The organism is Candidimonas humi (assembly GCF_019166065.1).
In the GTDB taxonomy this organism is placed as follows: Bacteria; Pseudomonadota; Gammaproteobacteria; order Burkholderiales; family Burkholderiaceae_B; genus Candidimonas; species Candidimonas humi.
The window spans coordinates 100,536-116,350 of the sequence record NZ_JAHTBN010000005.1 but is presented as its reverse complement, the minus strand read 5'-3'; the positions used below and the strand labels follow the sequence as shown (position 1 = coordinate 116,350).

The window sequence follows — 15,815 nt, the reverse complement described above, 5'->3', positions numbered from 1 at the left end:
AAGCACTCTTTTAATTGATCTAATCAAGTATCGGGCAAACAAGGGAAATTACCAATATGAGCCAGGCCGGGCCAGATCGGGGCGCGCAGCGCCGTGTCCGCCGCAAGCCGCAGCCAGGCGATGCGGCGCAGGCATGCGTGGCGCCCGTCCAGGCCGGCGCAGATGACACCGTGGATGCCTCGGCCGGCAGCGCGCAACTTGATGAACCGACTTCCCTGCGCGATATGGTGGTGTTCCGTATCTATCGCGCCTGGTCGGCCGCCAACCCGATCTTCACACGCCTGTGCGAGGGCCGCTTCAATATCACGCGCAGGGAATGGCGCATACTGGCCACATCGGTGGTGCACGGCCGGCTCGGTTCGGCCGCCCTGGCCGAAGCCGCCATGCTCGATTCGGTGCGCACCTCGCGCACCATCACGGCTCTGTGCGAAAAAGGCTGGCTGCAGCGCCAGCGCGACACACGAGACGCGCGCGTCATCTATATAGAGGCCAGCCCGGCGGGCCTGGAACTCTACCGGCGCATCATGCCCATCATCGTCGAACTCAACGAGCAGGTTGCCCAGGATCTGGACGCCGAAGAGCGCCGGGTGCTGAACGCCGCGCTGGACAAGATCATGCGCCGCTCGCAAAGCCTGCTGCAGGCCGAAGTGATCAAGGACCGCCCGCATCGCGGCCAGGGCGGCACGCGCAGGCAATAGCGTCACGGGCGCATGGCAGCGCGCGGCGTGACGCCGCCGCTATCACCAGGTTCCCATCAAGTGCTGCACCAGCAGGCTGCTGAGCGCCACCGCCATCCATACTCCGAAACCCAGCATTACCGGGCGCAGGCCCGCCCTGGCCATGCGCCGCAAGTCGGAAGACAGCCCTATCGCAGTGAGCGCGACGATGATGAGGAACTCGGCCATGAAATGTATGGCCCCGTTCCAGGATTCGGGCACCAGGCCGGCCGAGCGCAGGCCCGAAGCCACCAGGAACCACAGGATGAACCAGGGGAAGATGCGCGCCAGGCTGAAGTCGCCCGCGCCCTGCTTCTTGTGGCGCCAGGCCTGGTACAGGGCCAGCACCAGGCATACCGGGATGATCAGCGTCGCCCGCGTCAGCTTGACGATGGTGGCGTAGTCGCCCGCGGCGTGGCTGTAGCTGTAGCCGGCCGCCACCACCGAGGAAGTGTCGTTGATGGCCGTGCCCGCCCACAGCCCGAAGCCGGCATCGCTCATGTGCAGCCAGTGGCCGAGCAGCGGGAAGCTCAGCACGGCGATGATGTTGAAGATGAAGATGGTGGAAATCGCGAAGGCGGTTTCATGGTCGTCGGGCTTGATGATGGGCGTGACCGCCGCGATGGCCGAACCGCCGCAGATCGCCGTGCCCACGCCGATCAGCGTCTTGAGCCTGGAAGGGATGCTCAGCCAGCGGCCCAGCAGCCAGGCCGACACGAAGGCGGTCGTCATGGTCACCGCCGTGACCGCCAGCGACTGGCCGCCGGTGTGCGCCACCTGGCTTATGCTCAGGCCGAAGCCCAGGGCGATGATGGACCACTGCAGTATTTGCTTGGACGCGAATGCCAGCCCCGGCTTGAAGAGCGGCGAAACGCCGAAGGCATTGCGGATGATGATGCCCAATACGATGCCGAATACCGGCCCGCCGATGATGGGCATCCAGCGCCCCAGGAACAAGGCTGCCAGGCCGACCAGCGCGGCCAGCAGCAACCCGTAGACACGGGAAGGATCTCGCGGCGCCGCCGAACCGCTGCGCGCGCGCCGGCCCGCAACGGACGGGACGGCCGGCGCATAGGCATGGCCCGTCGAGGCCATGATGCCGGCGTCCTGCCCGCCGGCGGCTGGGGCGCCGCCCGAGGCCGCGCCACCTATGAAAGCCATGCGGCCAGCTTGGCCGGCCACGCCACGAAAACCCAGGAAATCCATGCAAGGAAACATCACGAATACTCATTTGTATATGACTTTCAGTGATTTTAGGGTTCCCATCAGTATAAAAAAATTCATAAATTCTTATTCATAGAATAAAATAAATTGATGATAGGAATCAGCCTCAAGCAACTCGAAGCCTTCGTGGAAATCGCCGCGGCGGGCAGTGTGCGCGCCGCGGCGCAGCAACTGTTCCTGACCCAGCCGGCCGTCAGCATGGCCCTGGCCGAACTCGAGCGGCATATCGGCGCGCCCCTGTTCGACCGGGAACGCGGGCGGCTGCGCCTGAGCGCCCGCGGCAAGGAACTGCTGCCGATGGCGCGGGAAGTCATCGAGCGCGTGCACGAAATGCTGCGCCCGCCCGGCAGCGGGCCCGCGGCGCTGGCCGGCGAATTGCGCGTGGGCGCCAGCAATACCGTGGGCAATTACCTGGTGGGCGAACTGCTCGGGCCATATATGGCGGCCCACCCCGCGGTGTCCCTGACCGTCAGCGTCGAGAACACCGACACCATCGTCGCCGGGCTGCTGGAACACCGCCTGGACGTGGGCTGCGTGGAAGGCCCCGTGCATCATCCGCAACTGGACGTGCTGCCCTGGCGCGAGGACGACATGGTGGTGTGCGCCGCGCGCGACGACCCCTTGAGCAGCCAGCCGCGGCTCGCGCCGCGCCACTTCAAGGGCGCGCGCTGGATACTGCGCGAACCGGGCTCGGCGATGCGGGCCTTGGCCGAACAAGCCATGAATTCGCTACCGCCTGGACGCATCGTGCTGGAACTGGGCCAGGTCGAGGCCATCAAGCAGGCCGTGATCGCCGGCATGGGCATCGCCTGCCTGCCCTCGGAGGCAACCACGGACGCCGTGGCGATGGGCCGCCTGAAGATCCTGGAAACCCCGTTCCTGGACTTGCGCCGGCGCCTGTCGCTGCTGCTGCACAAGGCTCGCTACCGCGGCATGCTGATCGAGGCCTTTGCCGCCAGCCTGGGGATGGGCACGCTGCGGCCCGACGACAATACGCCCGCCGGCATGGCTCGAGACACAGACAAATAAGCAGCTCGAAAAAAGAAAAGCAAAAGCGGCGCGCCGCGCCACGATGGGTGCAAACATCGTGGGCTACACTGGAAAACTCCCGGCCACCGCTCTTTGCGGCGAGCCCGCAACCGCTATAGCCCCGACCATGAGCCAGCTCGAACTTTTCCCCGCCCTGGATCCTGCCACCAGCCCCAAGCGCCATGGCGCCCGCGCGAAGGCGGCCACAGCCGGCCGCAAGACCGCCGCCCAGGCCCGGCCGCGCAATGCCCGGGCCGGCGCACCCGAAGCCGGCTCGCAACAAGCGGCACGCAAGCGCCCGAGTTCGCGCCCAGCGGCGAAATCCGAAACGAAGAGGGGAGCAAAAACCGGGAAAAAAATTGCGGCAAAACCCCGAGCACAGGCCCGGACACAAACCCAATCCCCGGCGCAACCCCAGGCACAAACGACAGCCGAGGCCGGGCCCTCAGCCTTGCCTCCCTATGAAACCATTGCGCTGGTGCTGCAGGGCGGCGGCGCGCTGGGCGCCTATCAGGCGGGGGTATTCCAGGGGCTGTCCGAAGCCGGGATCATCCCGAACCGCCTGTCGGGCATTTCCATCGGCGCGCTCAACACCGCCATCATCGCCGGCAACGCACCCGAAAAACGTATCGAGAAGCTGGTCGAATTCTGGGAAACCATCTGCCGGCCCAATCTGGGCGCGGCCCCCTATCCCTTCATCGAGCAAAGCCTGTTCAACCTGAGCGATTCGGTGCGCCAGGGCATGAGCGCACTGCACGCGCTGGGCGCCGTCGTCGACGGCCAGAACGGCTTTTTCCGGCCGCGCTTCCCGCCTCCCACATTCGTCCTTGCCAGCGAACCCGACCAGGTCAGCTACTACGATACGTCTCCCTTGCGCGATACGCTCTTGCGCCTGTGCGATTTCGACCGCATCAATTCCGGCGAAATGCATGTGTCGGTAGGCGCGGTCAACGTGCGCACCGGCAATTTCAAGTACTTCGACAATACCCACGACACCCTGAGGCCCGAACACTTCATGGCTTCGGGCGCCCTGCCCCCGGCCTTCCCCGCGGTGGAAATCGACGGCGAATACTATTGGGACGGCGGCATGGTGTCCAACACCCCCCTGGCCAATATCCTGAACACACGCCCGCGCACCGACACCCTGGTCTTCCAGGTCGATCTCTGGAGCGCCCGCGGCCGGCTGCCCGTCAATATGGGGGAAGTCACCGACCGCATGAAGGACGTCCAGTATTCCAGCCGCACCCGGCTGATTACCGAGCACCTGCGCTGGACCCAGCATTTGCGCCACATGCTGCGCAACGTGCTGCAGAACGTACCGCCCGAAGTCCGGCAAAACGACTTGTATTGCAAGCTCGCCGAACAGCTTTCATCGAGCAAGCGCTACAACGTGCTGCACCTGATCTATCGCGACCAGCCCTACGACCAGCACTACAAAGACTACCAATTCGGCCTGCCCACCATGCGCCAGCGCTGGACCGCCGGCTTGCAGGACATCCGCGAGACCCTGTCGCGGCCCGGCTTCCTGGATATGCCCGATAACGACTCGGGCTTCATCACTCACGACGTGCACCGCGACGAAATCGAGCGGGCAATGCTGGACGACTCCGTCGGCTGAGCGCAACCCGTATTCCCGCCCCTATCCCGCCTCTGTCCCGCCCCGATAACCGGCCCGTATTACCCAGTGGCCGGCCGCCGGCCTCCCCAAGCCGTTGCGGCACCGCAACATTGAAGTTGCCTGGGCTCTATCTGCATAACTAGATAATGCCTTCACAGTAGTTGCCTAGTCAGTAAAGTCGCGCTAGAATTCTGCTCATGGCACAAAGTCCTTTCCCCTCTTTTTCCGCGCAGTCGCCGGGCTCCGGCACGACTTCGGCCGCCGATACCGCGGCAGCCGGCTGCAATTTCTACAATCCCGACGGCTACACCCTGTGCCAGCAGGACAACATCGGCTATATCCTCAAGACGGTCTACACATCCATCAATCGCATGATCGACCAGGGCGTTGCGCCCTTGGGCCTGACCGCCATGCAATGGAAGCCCATGGTCCTGATCAGCAGCCGCGAGATCGACACGCCCGCCGAACTGGCGCGCGCCGTCAGCGTCGACACCGGCGCCATGACGCGCACCCTCGACCGCCTCGAAGCCAAGGGCTTTCTTACACGCCACCGCAGCCAGACCGACCGGCGGGTGGTCAAGCTCGAACTCACCGCCAGCGGCCGTGACGTAGTGGCCGGCATACTCCCGGCGGTGGCGCACACCCTCAATGCTCACCTAAGCGGTTTTTCCCGGCAGGAGGTCGATACCCTCATCAGCCTGTTGCGGCGCATGGAAGCCAACGGCTCCTGTGCAAACCCGCAACAAGAACCGGAACACGACGCGCCCCATTGACCGGAGCCCTCGTTTTCGAAGTCTTCGGGCGCATGGGCCGTGAGCCCGCGAAGCACGAAAACCCGCTAATCACTGCCTAGTCAGATACGACCCTAACAATTACTTTCAGCTTATTGTCAGCATGAAACCCCTGCTATCGATATCAGTATTGCTGCTTGCCGTCCTCACCGGCTGCGCGGCCATCAATCCGGGCAAACCGGCGCTCAGTGAGATCCAGGGCGCCAAGATCGGACTGCGTGATACGGCCATCGCCTGGCCTACCGACCAGTGGTGGCACCGCTATCAGGACCCGCAGTTGAACGAACTGATCGACGAGAGCCTGCGGGGCAATCCCTCGCTGGCCGCCGCCCGGGCTCGGCTGGCCGTCGCCAATGCCGCGGTCAGCAGCGCGCGCGCCGTGCGCTTGCCGCAGCTCGATGCCGTCTACAACAACACGCGCGAGCGTTTCTCGGAAAACTACATCTACCCGCCTCCCTACGGCGGCGCGATGTACACCGACAACAGCCTGGAACTGAAGCTCGGCTTCGATCTGGACTTGTGGGGCAAGAACCGGGCGCGCTACGCCGCCGCCTTGTCGCGCGCCCAGGCCAGCCAGGCCGACGCGCAGATGGCCCGCAATTCGCTGGTGAGCGCAGTCACGCAAAGCTATTTCAACCTGCAGGACGCCCTCAGGCAGCACGAAGTGATCTCGCGCATCGTCAAGCAACTGCAGGACGTGACACAGATCACCCGCCAGCGCGTGCAGGCCGGCCTGGATACCCAAGTCGAGCTCAAGCAGGCCGAATCGGCGGTGTCCTCGGCCAAGGTACAGCTTAGCCAGGCAGACACCAACGCCGACCTGCTGCGTCACCAGCTCGCGGCGCTCGCCGGCCAGGGGCCGGACCGCGGCAAGAGCATCCATATCGCCAAGCTGGCCGCGGCGCCCCAAGGCGTGCCGGCCGAACTGCCGATCAGCCTGCTGGGCCGGCGGCCCGACGTAGTGGCGGCTCGCCTGCTGGCGCAGGCCAGCGCCAGTGAAGTCTCGGCGGCCAAGGCCGAGTTCTACCCCGACGTGAACCTGTCGGCCTTCGCGGGCTTCTGGTCGCTGGGCATGGGCGAACTGCTGAAGAACAGCAGCCGCGTCTACGGCGTGGGCCCGGCCATCACGCTGCCCATTTTCCACGGCGGCGCGCTGAATGCCCAATTGAACGCCAAGCGCTCGGAACGCGACATCGCCGTCGCCAATTACAACCAGGCAGTGCTGACCGCGGTGCGGGAAGTGGCCGACGCCAGCACTTCGATCCGCGCGCTGCAGCAGCAGATCGCCGACCAGCATGCCAGCTACCAATCGATCTCGGACGCGTACGACATCGCCGTACAACGCTATCGCTCGGGCCTGGGCAATTACGTGCAGGTGCTGCTGGCTCAAAACGAGGTGCTCAAGCAGGCCATCCTCGACACCGACCTGAAGGCGCGCGCCTACAACCTGGACGCGCAGCTCGCCACCGCGCTGGGCGGCGGCTACGGCGCAGCGGCCGCCGCCGGCGGCTCCGCGCCGTCCGGTCAGGCCGGCGCACCAGGCGGCACGGCCGCTGACACCGCCCCTGCCTCTACCCACGCCCTGAAAGACTGAAGCAACACGACTCACTGAAACACGAGACTGTTATGACTACCGAAAGCAAACCGGCTCCCAAACGCAAACGGCTGCTGCTCACCGCGGCCCTGATCTTCATCGCCCTAGGCATCTGCTATGCCATCTATTGGGTCGTAGTGGCCTCGCATTACGAATCCACCGACGACGCCTATGTGCACGGCAACCTGGTCCAGGTCACCTCGCAGATCGCAGGCACCGTAGTGGCCATCGGCGCCGACAACACGCAAACCGTCAAGCAAGGCCAGACGCTGGTCAAGCTCGACCCCATCGACTCGCAAGTCGCCCTCAAGCAGGCCGAGGCTGCGCTGGCGCAGACCGTGCGGCGCACGCGCACTCTGTTCGTGCAGAACGACGCCCTCAAGGCCGACATCGCCATGCGCCAGGCCGACATCGAGCGCGCCCAGGTCGACCTGAGCAAGGCCCAGAGCGACTTGAAGCGGCGCCAGATGCTGGCCAAGTCGGGCGGCGTCAGCGGCGAAGAAATCCTGCACGCGGCCACCGCCGTCAAGACCGCCGAGTCGGCCCTGGCGCAGGCCAAGGCTGCGTTGGCTGCCTCCAAGGCCAAGCTGGAAACCAACCTGGCCCTGACCGCCGGCACTACCATTGCCCAGCATCCGGACGTGCGCCAGGCCGCCGACCGCGTGCGCGATGCTTGGCTGGACAATGCCCGCACGGTGCTGCCTGCGCCGACCGACGGCACGGTGGCCCAGCGTTCGGTGCAAGTCGGCCAGCACGTCGCCCCCGGCACGCCGCTGATGACCGTGATCCCGCTGCAGCAAGTGTGGGTCGAGGCCAACTTCAAGGAAGGCCAGATCACCAAGATGAAGCCCGGCCAGGAAGTCAAGCTCACCGCCGACGTCTACGGCAGCGACGTGACCTACCACGGCTACATCGAAGGCATCGCCGCGGGCACGGGCAGCGCCTTCGCCCTGCTGCCCGCCCAGAACGCCAGCGGCAACTGGATCAAGGTAGTGCAGCGGGTGCCGGTGCGCATCGCGCTCGACCCCAAGGAACTCGCCGCGCATCCGCTGCGTGTGGGCCTGTCCATGGTGGCCGAAGTGCATCTGGTCGAGCCCGATCACAAGCTCGCCGCGCAAAATGCGAACGAATCCAAATTCGAAACCAATGTCTTCGCCAAGAACACGCAAGGTGTTGACGCCCTGATCGACAAGATCATCAAAGAAAACCTGGGATCATGAGCGCTGACGACTCGCGGGCTGCCAAGCCCGCCCCGCGGCCCCCGGCGGGGGGCTATCCGCCCCTGACCGGCAATGCGCGCCTGTTCGGCACCATTGCCCTGTCGGCGGCGGTCTTCATGAACGTGCTGGACTCCTCGATCGCCAACGTGTCGATACCGACCATCGCCGGCGACCTGGGCGTCAGCGCCACCCAGGGCACCTGGGTGATCACGTCGTTCGCGGTGGCCAACGCCATCACCGTGCCCCTGACCGGGTGGCTGACCCAGCGCTTCGGCCAGGTGCGCCTGTTCGTGCTGTCCACCCTGCTGTTCGTGCTGGCTTCATGGCTATGCGGCTTCTCATGGTCGCTGGAATCGCTGGTGGCGTTTCGCGTCATCCAGGGCGCAGTGGCCGGCCCCATGATCCCGCTGTCGCAAACACTGATGCTGGGCAGCTATCCCAAGGAGAAAGCCGGCATGGCGCTCGCCCTATGGTCCATGACCGTGCTGGTCGGGCCGGTGGCCGGGCCGCTGCTGGGCGGCATGATCTCAGACAACTATAGCTGGCCGTGGATCTTCTACATCAACGTGCCGGTAGGCCTGATCGCCGGCTGGGCATCGTGGCAGATCTATAAAACGCGCGACTCGGTGCGCGTCAAGCGCCCCATAGACAGCATAGGCCTGGCCTTGCTGGTCCTGTGGGTAGCCGCGCTGCAGCTCATGCTCGACAAAGGCAAGGAACTGGACTGGTTCGCCAGCAACACCATCGTCGTGCTGGCCGTCGTCGCCGTGGTCGCCTTCGTGTTCTTTGTGATCTGGGAACTGACCGCCGTGCACCCCGTCGTGGACCTGACGCTGTTCAAGATCCGCAATTTCACCTCGGGCACCGTGACCATCTCGGTGGCCTACGGCGTGTTCTTCGGCACCGTCGTGCTGCTGCCGCTGTGGCTGCAGGCCACGCTGGGCTACACCGCCACCGACGCAGGCATCGCCTCGGCGCCCGTGGGCATCCTGGCCATCATTTTCTCGCCCATCGTCGGCAAGATGCTGGCCAAGCACGACCCGCGCTACATCGTCACCACGTCCTTCCTGATCTTCGCGCTGGTCAGCTACATGCGCGCCGACTTCAACACCGAGGTAGACATCTACACGGTGATGGTGCCGACCTTCATCCAGGGCGCGGCCATGGCCATGTTCTTCATTCCGCTGACCACCATCACGCTCTCGGGCCTGGACCCGCATCGCGTGCCGGCGGCGGCCGGCCTGACGAACTTCGTGCGGCTCATCTTCGGCGCCTTCGGCACGTCCATCACCACCACCCTGTGGGAAAACCGCGCCACCCTGCACCACGCGCAATTGACGGAACTCGCCCGCCCGGGCAAGCCCGCCTTCGACGCGGCCATGTCGGGCCTGAGCGGCAAAGGACTGGACCAGGCGCAGTCGGCCTCGCTGATCAACAACATGATCGACCAGCAGGCCTTCACCATCTCGGCCACCGACATCTTCTACGCCTCGGCCATCATCTTCCTGGTGCTGATCGCCCTGGTCTGGCTCGCCCGTCCGAAGAAGATGAGCGGCGGCAGCGCGGACACGGCTGCAGCGGCGCATTGACGGCCAAGTTCGAGATTCGCCGGTTCGAAAAATGGGGCGCTCTTGTGGGCGCCCCGTTTCATTATCTAGGTGGTATGCGCAGAGACTGTCATCGCGGGCCTGGCGGCGACCAGTACAGGGATTTCCATGTAGCCTGGCCCTTGGATACGACCGCATACAGAAGAGGCCCGCCACAAGCGCCCCGCCCTATGACATCTAGCCTACCGCGTTTGCACAGCCCATGAATTCTTGCTATAGTTTCGCTTCTTTAATTCCCCGATAGCTCAGTCGGTAGAGCGACGGACTGTTAATCCGCAGGTCACTGGTTCGAACCCAGTTCGGGGAGCCAAAAGCGCTAGAAATATCAAAATGTTATCGCCGTCTCTCACGCGGCGATTTTCTTTTCTGGCTGCCACTTTGCCAAAAAATTGACAGCGCGCGCGTGGGCGGCGATGTGGCTTGGCGCAAGGTAGGCATACCGCTGCACCATCTTGAAAGACCGCCAGCCGCCCAGCTCCTGCACCACCATGAGCAGCGTGCCCCTTTGCTCGTGCCACGACGTCCATGTGTGGCGCAAGTCATGAAAACGGAAGTCGCTGATCCCAGCCGCCCTGCACACCCGCTTGAACGCCTGCGGTCGATTTCCCACACACTGACATCCTCGCCCTCATCGCGGGTGAAGATGTAGCGCCCGGCAGTTTCTAGTCGCCTTTTCATCACGGCCGTTGCATCGTCGTTCAGGGGCACGGCACGGGCGTGTTTAGACTTCGCTTCTTCATGCATGGCCCAAGCCGTGCATCGGGCAAGGTTCACCTGCGAAGGCTGCATGGAAAGGATTTCGTCCTCACGCATCCCGGTGGCCACGGCCACAATAGCAGCGTCCCGCATCCACTCCAAGGTCAACGCATCAACCAATCGCGTGATGACCGCCGGCGGTTCCCACCGCACGCGAATATCCGGCTCCTGATACCTTGGCAGCTTGGGTAGGGCCCGCGAAGTAGCCCAAGGCCGCCCCACTTAGCCTTGCGTCCAAGCCATCTGGAGGGTTGCGTTACCTCCTCAAGGAGGCATTGAAGTCGAAGCGGCCCGACGCCTGCGGTGGCTGGTTCGCCGACGGTGCCTGTGGCGGGTCAACACGGGCGCGCTCCCACTGTCATCGATGGCACCTCGATCAGTGCAGCCGCCCGCGGGTGGCCCCCCGCGCAAGTCCCAAGATGTCGCTAAGCCGTAGATGCCGACACCGGGTGACGGCGTTGAAAGCGTGTTGGCATTCGGACACACGGGGCCAGATACGATTGCGACGCCCATGGCGCAGGCGGCTTCAGGTGGCAGCGCCCTCTCCCTTGGGGATGGCGCATCCCTGTAAAATAGGCTCCAGGATATCGACTCGGAGGCCTCATGGAGATCTTTGACACGATAAGGGCGCATGCCTCTGCCATGCACCTGCCGCTGTATGCGGTGTCCCTCAGCGCTGTGCCCAAAGCCGGGACACCGGTCTTGCTGATGCTGCATTGGCATGGGTTCTTGCGGGCGTCGGCCTTCAAGCTCGCCGGTGTCAGCTTGCCGCCGCGACCCGTCGCCGGGTCGGCCTTGCAGATAAACGCCTCCTGGGATCGCATGGAATATTGGGATCGGGAGGCGCTCGACGCTGCCTGGCAGCTAGGAGCGTGGGATCTGGAGCGGACCAACCACCGGCCCTGGTGGCGGCTGAATGCGCCGCTTGGCGAGGCGCTGGCGTGTCACCAGGCCTTTGGGGCATACGCGGATTGCGGCGACGACGGCGCGACGGTAATCATGGAAGCGCCTGACCAGGCAGTCCTGATGGAAATGGCCGCGCAATACGGCTACGTTCGCTGGCTGTTCCGTCCCAGGGCGACCGGTTTGTGGCGTGAGATCCCACAGGACGACGACACGCTCGCGCCTGGAGATACCCGGCCTTTGCCGTGTCCCGTCTTACCCCGCCCCTACGACCGGCATCGTGCGGGCCGCGACGTGTACCGGCTGAGCCATACGACGCGTTTCTCGATGAAATAAAAAGTTGCAATTTAGGCTGACACCGGCCTATTGAAAAATTCCGGCCAGACTTTATTTTTCCCGGTGCAGCATACGTTGCCTGGAAGGCGCGCGCCCATTGCTGATTGGGTGGGGGGCGTCTTCCTGATTCCTTTTTGATGATCTGATTCTCCGAGGAGATTAATCATGAAGATTCGTCCCCTTCACGACCGGGTTGTCGTCAAGCGAATCGAACGGCGCAAGACGGCCTCCGGTATCGTGATTCCCGATTCCGCTACGGAAAAACCTGAGCAAGGCGAGGTGGTCGCCATCGGCGGCGGCAAGCGTCTGCAGGATGGCTCGGTTCTTCCTCTGCATCTGAAGATCGGCGACCAGGTGCTGTTTGGGAAATACGCGGGCCAGACTGTCAAGATCGATGGCGAGGAGTGGCTCGTACTGCGTGAAGACGACGTTCTGGCCGTCGTCGAGCAGGACGGCCAGCCCTTGAAAAAGGCCGCCTGAGCCGGCCCCATCAACGATTCAGGAGTATTGACATGAGTGCGAAAGATGTCCTTTTTCATGACAGCGCCCGCAATCGTATCGTCAAGGGCGTGAACGTACTGGCCGACGCGGTAAAAGTGACGCTGGGCCCCAAGGGGCGCAACGTATTGCTGGAGCGCAGCTTCGGCGCGCCTGTCCTCACCAAGGACGGGGTTTCCGTTGCCAAGGAAATCGAGCTCAAGGACAAGTTCGAAAACCTCGGAGCCCAGGTCGTCAAGCAAGTGGCCTCCAAAACGGCGGATGTCGCCGGAGACGGGACGACCACGGCGACCGTGCTGGCCCAATCCATCATTCAGGAAGGGGCGCGCTATGTGGTCGCGGGCCTCAACCCCATGGATCTGAAGCGTGGGATAGACAAGGCCGTAGGTGCAGTCGTCGAGGCGCTGAAGGCGCAATCCAAGCCGATTTCGACCAGCAAGGAAATTGCCCAGGTCGCAGCACTCTCGGCCAACGCGGACGAGGCCATCGGCAAGATCATTGCCGATGCAATGGACAAGGTGGGCCGGGAAGGCGTGATCACCGTCGAAGACGGGAAATCGCTGGACAACGAACTCGATGTGGTCGAGGGCATGCAATTCGACCGGGGTTATCTGAGTCCCTATTTTATCAACGAACCCGAGAAGCAGACAGCTTCTCTGGAAGATCCGCTCATCCTGGTGCACGAAAAGAAGATCTCCAACGTGCGCGATTTGCTGCCGGTGCTGGAGATCGCAGCCAAGGCAGGGAAGCCGCTGCTGATCATCGCCGAAGACATCGAGGGGGAAGCCCTGGCAACCCTGGTGGTGAATTCGATGCGCGGCATACTCAAGGTGGCAGCGGTCAAGGCGCCCGGGTTCGGCGACCGGCGCAAGGCCATGCTCGAGGATATCGCCATCCTGACGAACGCCACGGTCATCTCCGAGGAAACCGGCAAGCAGCTCGAGAAAACCACGCTGGAGGATCTCGGCAGCGCCAAGCGTGTCGAAGTCCACAAGGAGCACACCATCATCGTCGATGGAACCGGCGAGGCCTCGAAGATCCAGGCGCGGGTCAAGGCGATCGAAGCCCAGGTGGAGCAGGCGACCAGCGACTACGACCGCGAGAAGCTGCAAGAGCGCATTGCCAAGCTCTCCGGCGGCGTGGCCGTGATCAAGGTGGGCGCGGCGACCGAGGTCGAGATGAAGGAAAAGAAAGACCGGGTCGACGATGCACTGCACGCGACGCGCGCCGCTGTCGAAGAAGGCATCGTTCCGGGCGGCGGGGTGGCGCTGCTCCGTGCCCACAGTGCGATCGAGTGCCTCAAGGGGGCCAACGCCGATCAGGACGCCGGTATCCAGATCATTCGCCGTGCCCTGGAGGCGCCCTTGCGCGCCATCGTCGCCAACGCCGGCGAAGAGCCCTCCGTGGTGGTTGCCAAGGTTGCCGCGGGCAAAGGGAACTTCGGGTACAACGCATCGTCGGGCAGCTATGGCGATCTCGTCGAGATGGGTGTCGTAGATCCGACGAAAGTGGCGCGTACGGCGCTTCAGAATGCCGCCTCGATCGCGAGCCTCGTACTGACGACGGAAGCCTCCGTCGCGGAACAGCCCAAGGAAGAGAAACCTGCACCGGTGCCGGCGGGCATGGACTACTAGTTCTTCCCGACGCCGCCTGATAGCGGGGATCGTCCCTGCGGGTGCCGCCGAGGTGCCCGCGGGGCGTTCTGCTCGACGCACGGTTTTCCGGTCATGGTGTGCTTTTCATCGTGCATCGCACGCTTGAAAAACCGGATCGGAATCCCCATTTGGAGTTTTGTACAAGCCAGCGCAGAGTTCGTGTCCGATTCGTGCGCTGTGTGTTTTGACTTGTTGGCTATTGGCGTGGCGGACGGGTTAGGACGTGTGAGCCGGTGCCGTCTTCCTGCCATTGCGAGGGAGAACAGACCATGAACGATCTTTTCTTTGGAAGCGACCTCTTCAACGAGTTCGATCGCCTGCAGCAGCAGATGGCGAGCCTCTTCAACGGTTTTCCATCCAGCATACGCTCCGGGCGCTTCGGTACGTTTCCACAAATCAATGTCGGTTCGACCGACGACTCGATCGAAATCGTCGCGTTTGCGCCGGGTATCGATCCGAAGGCTCTCGAAGTATCGATCGACAAGGGCCTGCTGGTCATCAGCGGCGAGCGTACAACCGCCCAACCGGAGGCGGCGGATGACACGCGGGTCTACGCGCAAGAGCGCTTCGCAGGCACCTACCGCCGGGTCGTCGAGCTGCCCGAACAAGCAGATCCCGATAAGGTGACGGCGCGGTACACCGACGGCTGCCTGGCCATAAGCATTGGCAAGAAGGAGACGTCCAAGCCGCGGGCCATTACCGTTCAATGAGGTGATTACAGCATTGAGGAGAATATCATGAGCAACACAACGGAACTCGTCACGAAGGACGACACCGCGGTGAGTCGCCGCGCAGGCGGCCCGGCGCGACGCCGGATCACGGTGACGCCCCCCGTGGATATCTTCGAGGACAGCCAAAAAGTGACGCTATGGGCGGATCTGCCAGGTGTGACAAAGGATCGGCTCAACATAAAGGTGTCTGACGGCAACCTGTCTATTGAAGGCGAATCGGTGGTGCCCACGCCGACAGGGTTGCGCTTGCAGCATGCGGAGGTTCCTCAACCTCACTTTGCCCGGGCATTTTCGCTTGGGGCGGATCTGGATGCATCGAAGATAGATGCGACCCTGAAGGATGGTGTATTGAAGCTGACCATTCCGCGTCGCGAGGAAGCCCAGCCGCGCCGGATCGAGGTGCATGCAGGCTGAGCCAGGTTGCAGGCGCGACACGCAGCAGAGGGTGGGTAGCGGCCATCAGCCGCCACCCACTGGCGACAGGGATGTCGCAGCGCAAATCTGGCTTCCCCGGGACGGCAAAGGAGAAGATGATGAATACCGACTTGAAAAAGTGGAATCCATTTAAATTTCTTCGTGGGCAAGCTCGTGAAGCGGAACCAGGCAATTCGGAGGAAGTCCCGTCAAACAAGCAGAAGCGGGCCTACTGGCCCGACATCCCACGGCTCTTTTCACGCGAGCAGTGGCGCGTGATGGAGGATTTTATTCACGACCCGTTTTCGGGGCACGGTGTACTGGATAGATGGTTCGGAGACTTCAGCCCGTCACGTTTTCGGCCACGTCTCGACGTGGTTGACGAGGGGCGGGTATTGCGCGTAACCGTTGAACTTCCGGGATTGGATCGTGAGGATCTCAGCGTAAGTGTTGAAGATGGCATGCTCGTACTGCGCGGTGAAAAGAAGCAGGACGTCCGCAGCGAAGAGAACGGCTGCTATAGGCTGGAGCGTGCGTACGGCAACTTCATGCGCACCATTCCCATGCCCGCGGATGCCTATCCGGATCACACGCTGGCAAAATTCAGCAATGGGGTGCTGACGCTGACCGTGCCGAAGTCGGAGTCAGAGTCGGCGCAATCGGTGGGCTGCACGATCGAGATTAACTAACGTTCGGTTATACGGGCTCCTCAGGCGTGGCCCG

General features: G+C 63.4%; 15 protein-coding genes, 1 tRNA gene and 1 pseudogene. 14 read left to right on the top strand and 3 right to left on the bottom strand.

Annotated features, from left to right (window positions below; translation table 11 throughout):
- Positions 1-56: 56 nt before the first annotated feature.
- The gene (locus KVP10_RS13365) at positions 57-698 is read left to right on the top strand and encodes a MarR family winged helix-turn-helix transcriptional regulator (protein WP_246600654.1); all 642 of its coding nucleotides are present in this window, start codon (positions 57-59) and stop codon (positions 696-698) included.
- A gap of 42 nt (positions 699-740) precedes the next feature.
- Here the strand turns inward: KVP10_RS13365 and KVP10_RS13360 are convergent, their stop codons facing one another.
- Positions 741-1,934: a YeiH family protein gene (locus KVP10_RS13360; RefSeq protein ID WP_246600675.1), complete on the bottom strand. Its 1,194-nt coding sequence runs from the start codon at positions 1,932-1,934 to the stop codon at positions 741-743.
- Positions 1,935-2,030: 96 nt separating this feature from the next.
- Between KVP10_RS13360 and KVP10_RS13355 the strand changes: the two genes are divergently transcribed.
- From KVP10_RS13355 to KVP10_RS13325, 7 genes are all read left to right on the top strand, one after another.
- Complete coding sequence (locus KVP10_RS13355; RefSeq protein ID WP_217965252.1) at positions 2,031-2,969, top strand: LysR substrate-binding domain-containing protein; 939 nt, start codon at positions 2,031-2,033, stop codon at positions 2,967-2,969.
- A gap of 358 nt (positions 2,970-3,327) precedes the next feature.
- Positions 3,328-4,587 carry a DUF3734 domain-containing protein gene (locus KVP10_RS13350; protein WP_376810923.1) on the top strand — a complete coding sequence of 420 codons (1,260 nt, stop codon included), beginning with the start codon at positions 3,328-3,330 and terminating at the stop codon, positions 4,585-4,587.
- Between the two features lie 197 nt (positions 4,588-4,784).
- Entirely contained in the window at positions 4,785-5,360 is a 576-nt protein-coding gene (locus KVP10_RS13345; RefSeq protein ID WP_217965101.1) for a MarR family winged helix-turn-helix transcriptional regulator, read from the top strand.
- A 121-nt stretch (positions 5,361-5,481) separates the two neighbouring features.
- Complete coding sequence (locus tag KVP10_RS13340; RefSeq protein WP_217965100.1) at positions 5,482-6,972, top strand: efflux transporter outer membrane subunit; 1,491 nt, start codon at positions 5,482-5,484, stop codon at positions 6,970-6,972.
- Between the two features lie 32 nt (positions 6,973-7,004).
- Positions 7,005-8,192 (top strand): HlyD/EmrA/EmrK family protein, encoded by a 1,188-nt coding sequence (locus KVP10_RS13335; protein WP_217965099.1) that lies wholly within the window; start codon positions 7,005-7,007, stop codon positions 8,190-8,192.
- On the top strand, positions 8,189-9,781 hold the full coding sequence (locus KVP10_RS13330) for a DHA2 family efflux MFS transporter permease subunit (RefSeq protein WP_217965098.1): 1,593 nt from the start codon (positions 8,189-8,191) through the stop codon (positions 9,779-9,781). Before KVP10_RS13335 ends, KVP10_RS13330 begins: the two co-directional genes overlap by 4 nt.
- Positions 9,782-10,033: 252 nt before the next feature.
- A tRNA-Asn gene (locus KVP10_RS13325) sits at positions 10,034-10,109 on the top strand.
- A gap of 36 nt (positions 10,110-10,145) precedes the next feature.
- On the opposite strand, the gene KVP10_RS21445 is transcribed toward KVP10_RS13325, so the two are convergent.
- Both KVP10_RS21445 and KVP10_RS21440 read right to left on the bottom strand, forming a co-directional pair.
- Positions 10,146-10,379, bottom strand: a complete 234-nt coding sequence (locus KVP10_RS21445; RefSeq protein ID WP_343218743.1) for a tyrosine-type recombinase/integrase — start codon at positions 10,377-10,379, stop codon at positions 10,146-10,148.
- Between the two features lie 98 nt (positions 10,380-10,477).
- Positions 10,478-10,648 (bottom strand): annotated as a pseudogene (locus KVP10_RS21440) (tyrosine-type recombinase/integrase); the annotation flags it as partial.
- Between the two features lie 510 nt (positions 10,649-11,158).
- On the opposite strand from KVP10_RS21440, the gene KVP10_RS13315 reads away from it, so the two are divergent.
- The 6 genes from KVP10_RS13315 (at position 11,159) to KVP10_RS13290 (ending at position 15,781) form a co-directional block, all read left to right on the top strand.
- Complete coding sequence (locus tag KVP10_RS13315) at positions 11,159-11,794, top strand: diguanylate cyclase (protein WP_217965097.1); 636 nt, start codon at positions 11,159-11,161, stop codon at positions 11,792-11,794.
- 165 nt (positions 11,795-11,959) lie between these two features.
- The gene (locus KVP10_RS13310) at positions 11,960-12,274 is read left to right on the top strand and encodes a co-chaperone GroES (protein WP_217965096.1); all 315 of its coding nucleotides are present in this window, start codon (positions 11,960-11,962) and stop codon (positions 12,272-12,274) included.
- 32 nt (positions 12,275-12,306) lie between these two features.
- The gene (groL, locus tag KVP10_RS13305) at positions 12,307-13,926 is read left to right on the top strand and encodes a chaperonin GroEL (protein WP_217965095.1); all 1,620 of its coding nucleotides are present in this window, start codon (positions 12,307-12,309) and stop codon (positions 13,924-13,926) included.
- Between the two features lie 290 nt (positions 13,927-14,216).
- Positions 14,217-14,657 (top strand): Hsp20/alpha crystallin family protein, encoded by a 441-nt coding sequence (locus tag KVP10_RS13300; RefSeq protein ID WP_217965094.1) that lies wholly within the window; start codon positions 14,217-14,219, stop codon positions 14,655-14,657.
- A 27-nt stretch (positions 14,658-14,684) separates the two neighbouring features.
- A complete protein-coding gene (locus tag KVP10_RS13295) occupies positions 14,685-15,092 on the top strand; it encodes an Hsp20/alpha crystallin family protein (RefSeq protein ID WP_217965093.1) in 408 nt (135 codons plus the stop codon).
- A 119-nt stretch (positions 15,093-15,211) separates the two neighbouring features.
- Positions 15,212-15,781, top strand: a complete 570-nt coding sequence (locus KVP10_RS13290; protein ID WP_217965251.1) for an Hsp20/alpha crystallin family protein — start codon at positions 15,212-15,214, stop codon at positions 15,779-15,781.
- The last annotated feature ends 34 nt before the right edge of the window (positions 15,782-15,815 follow it).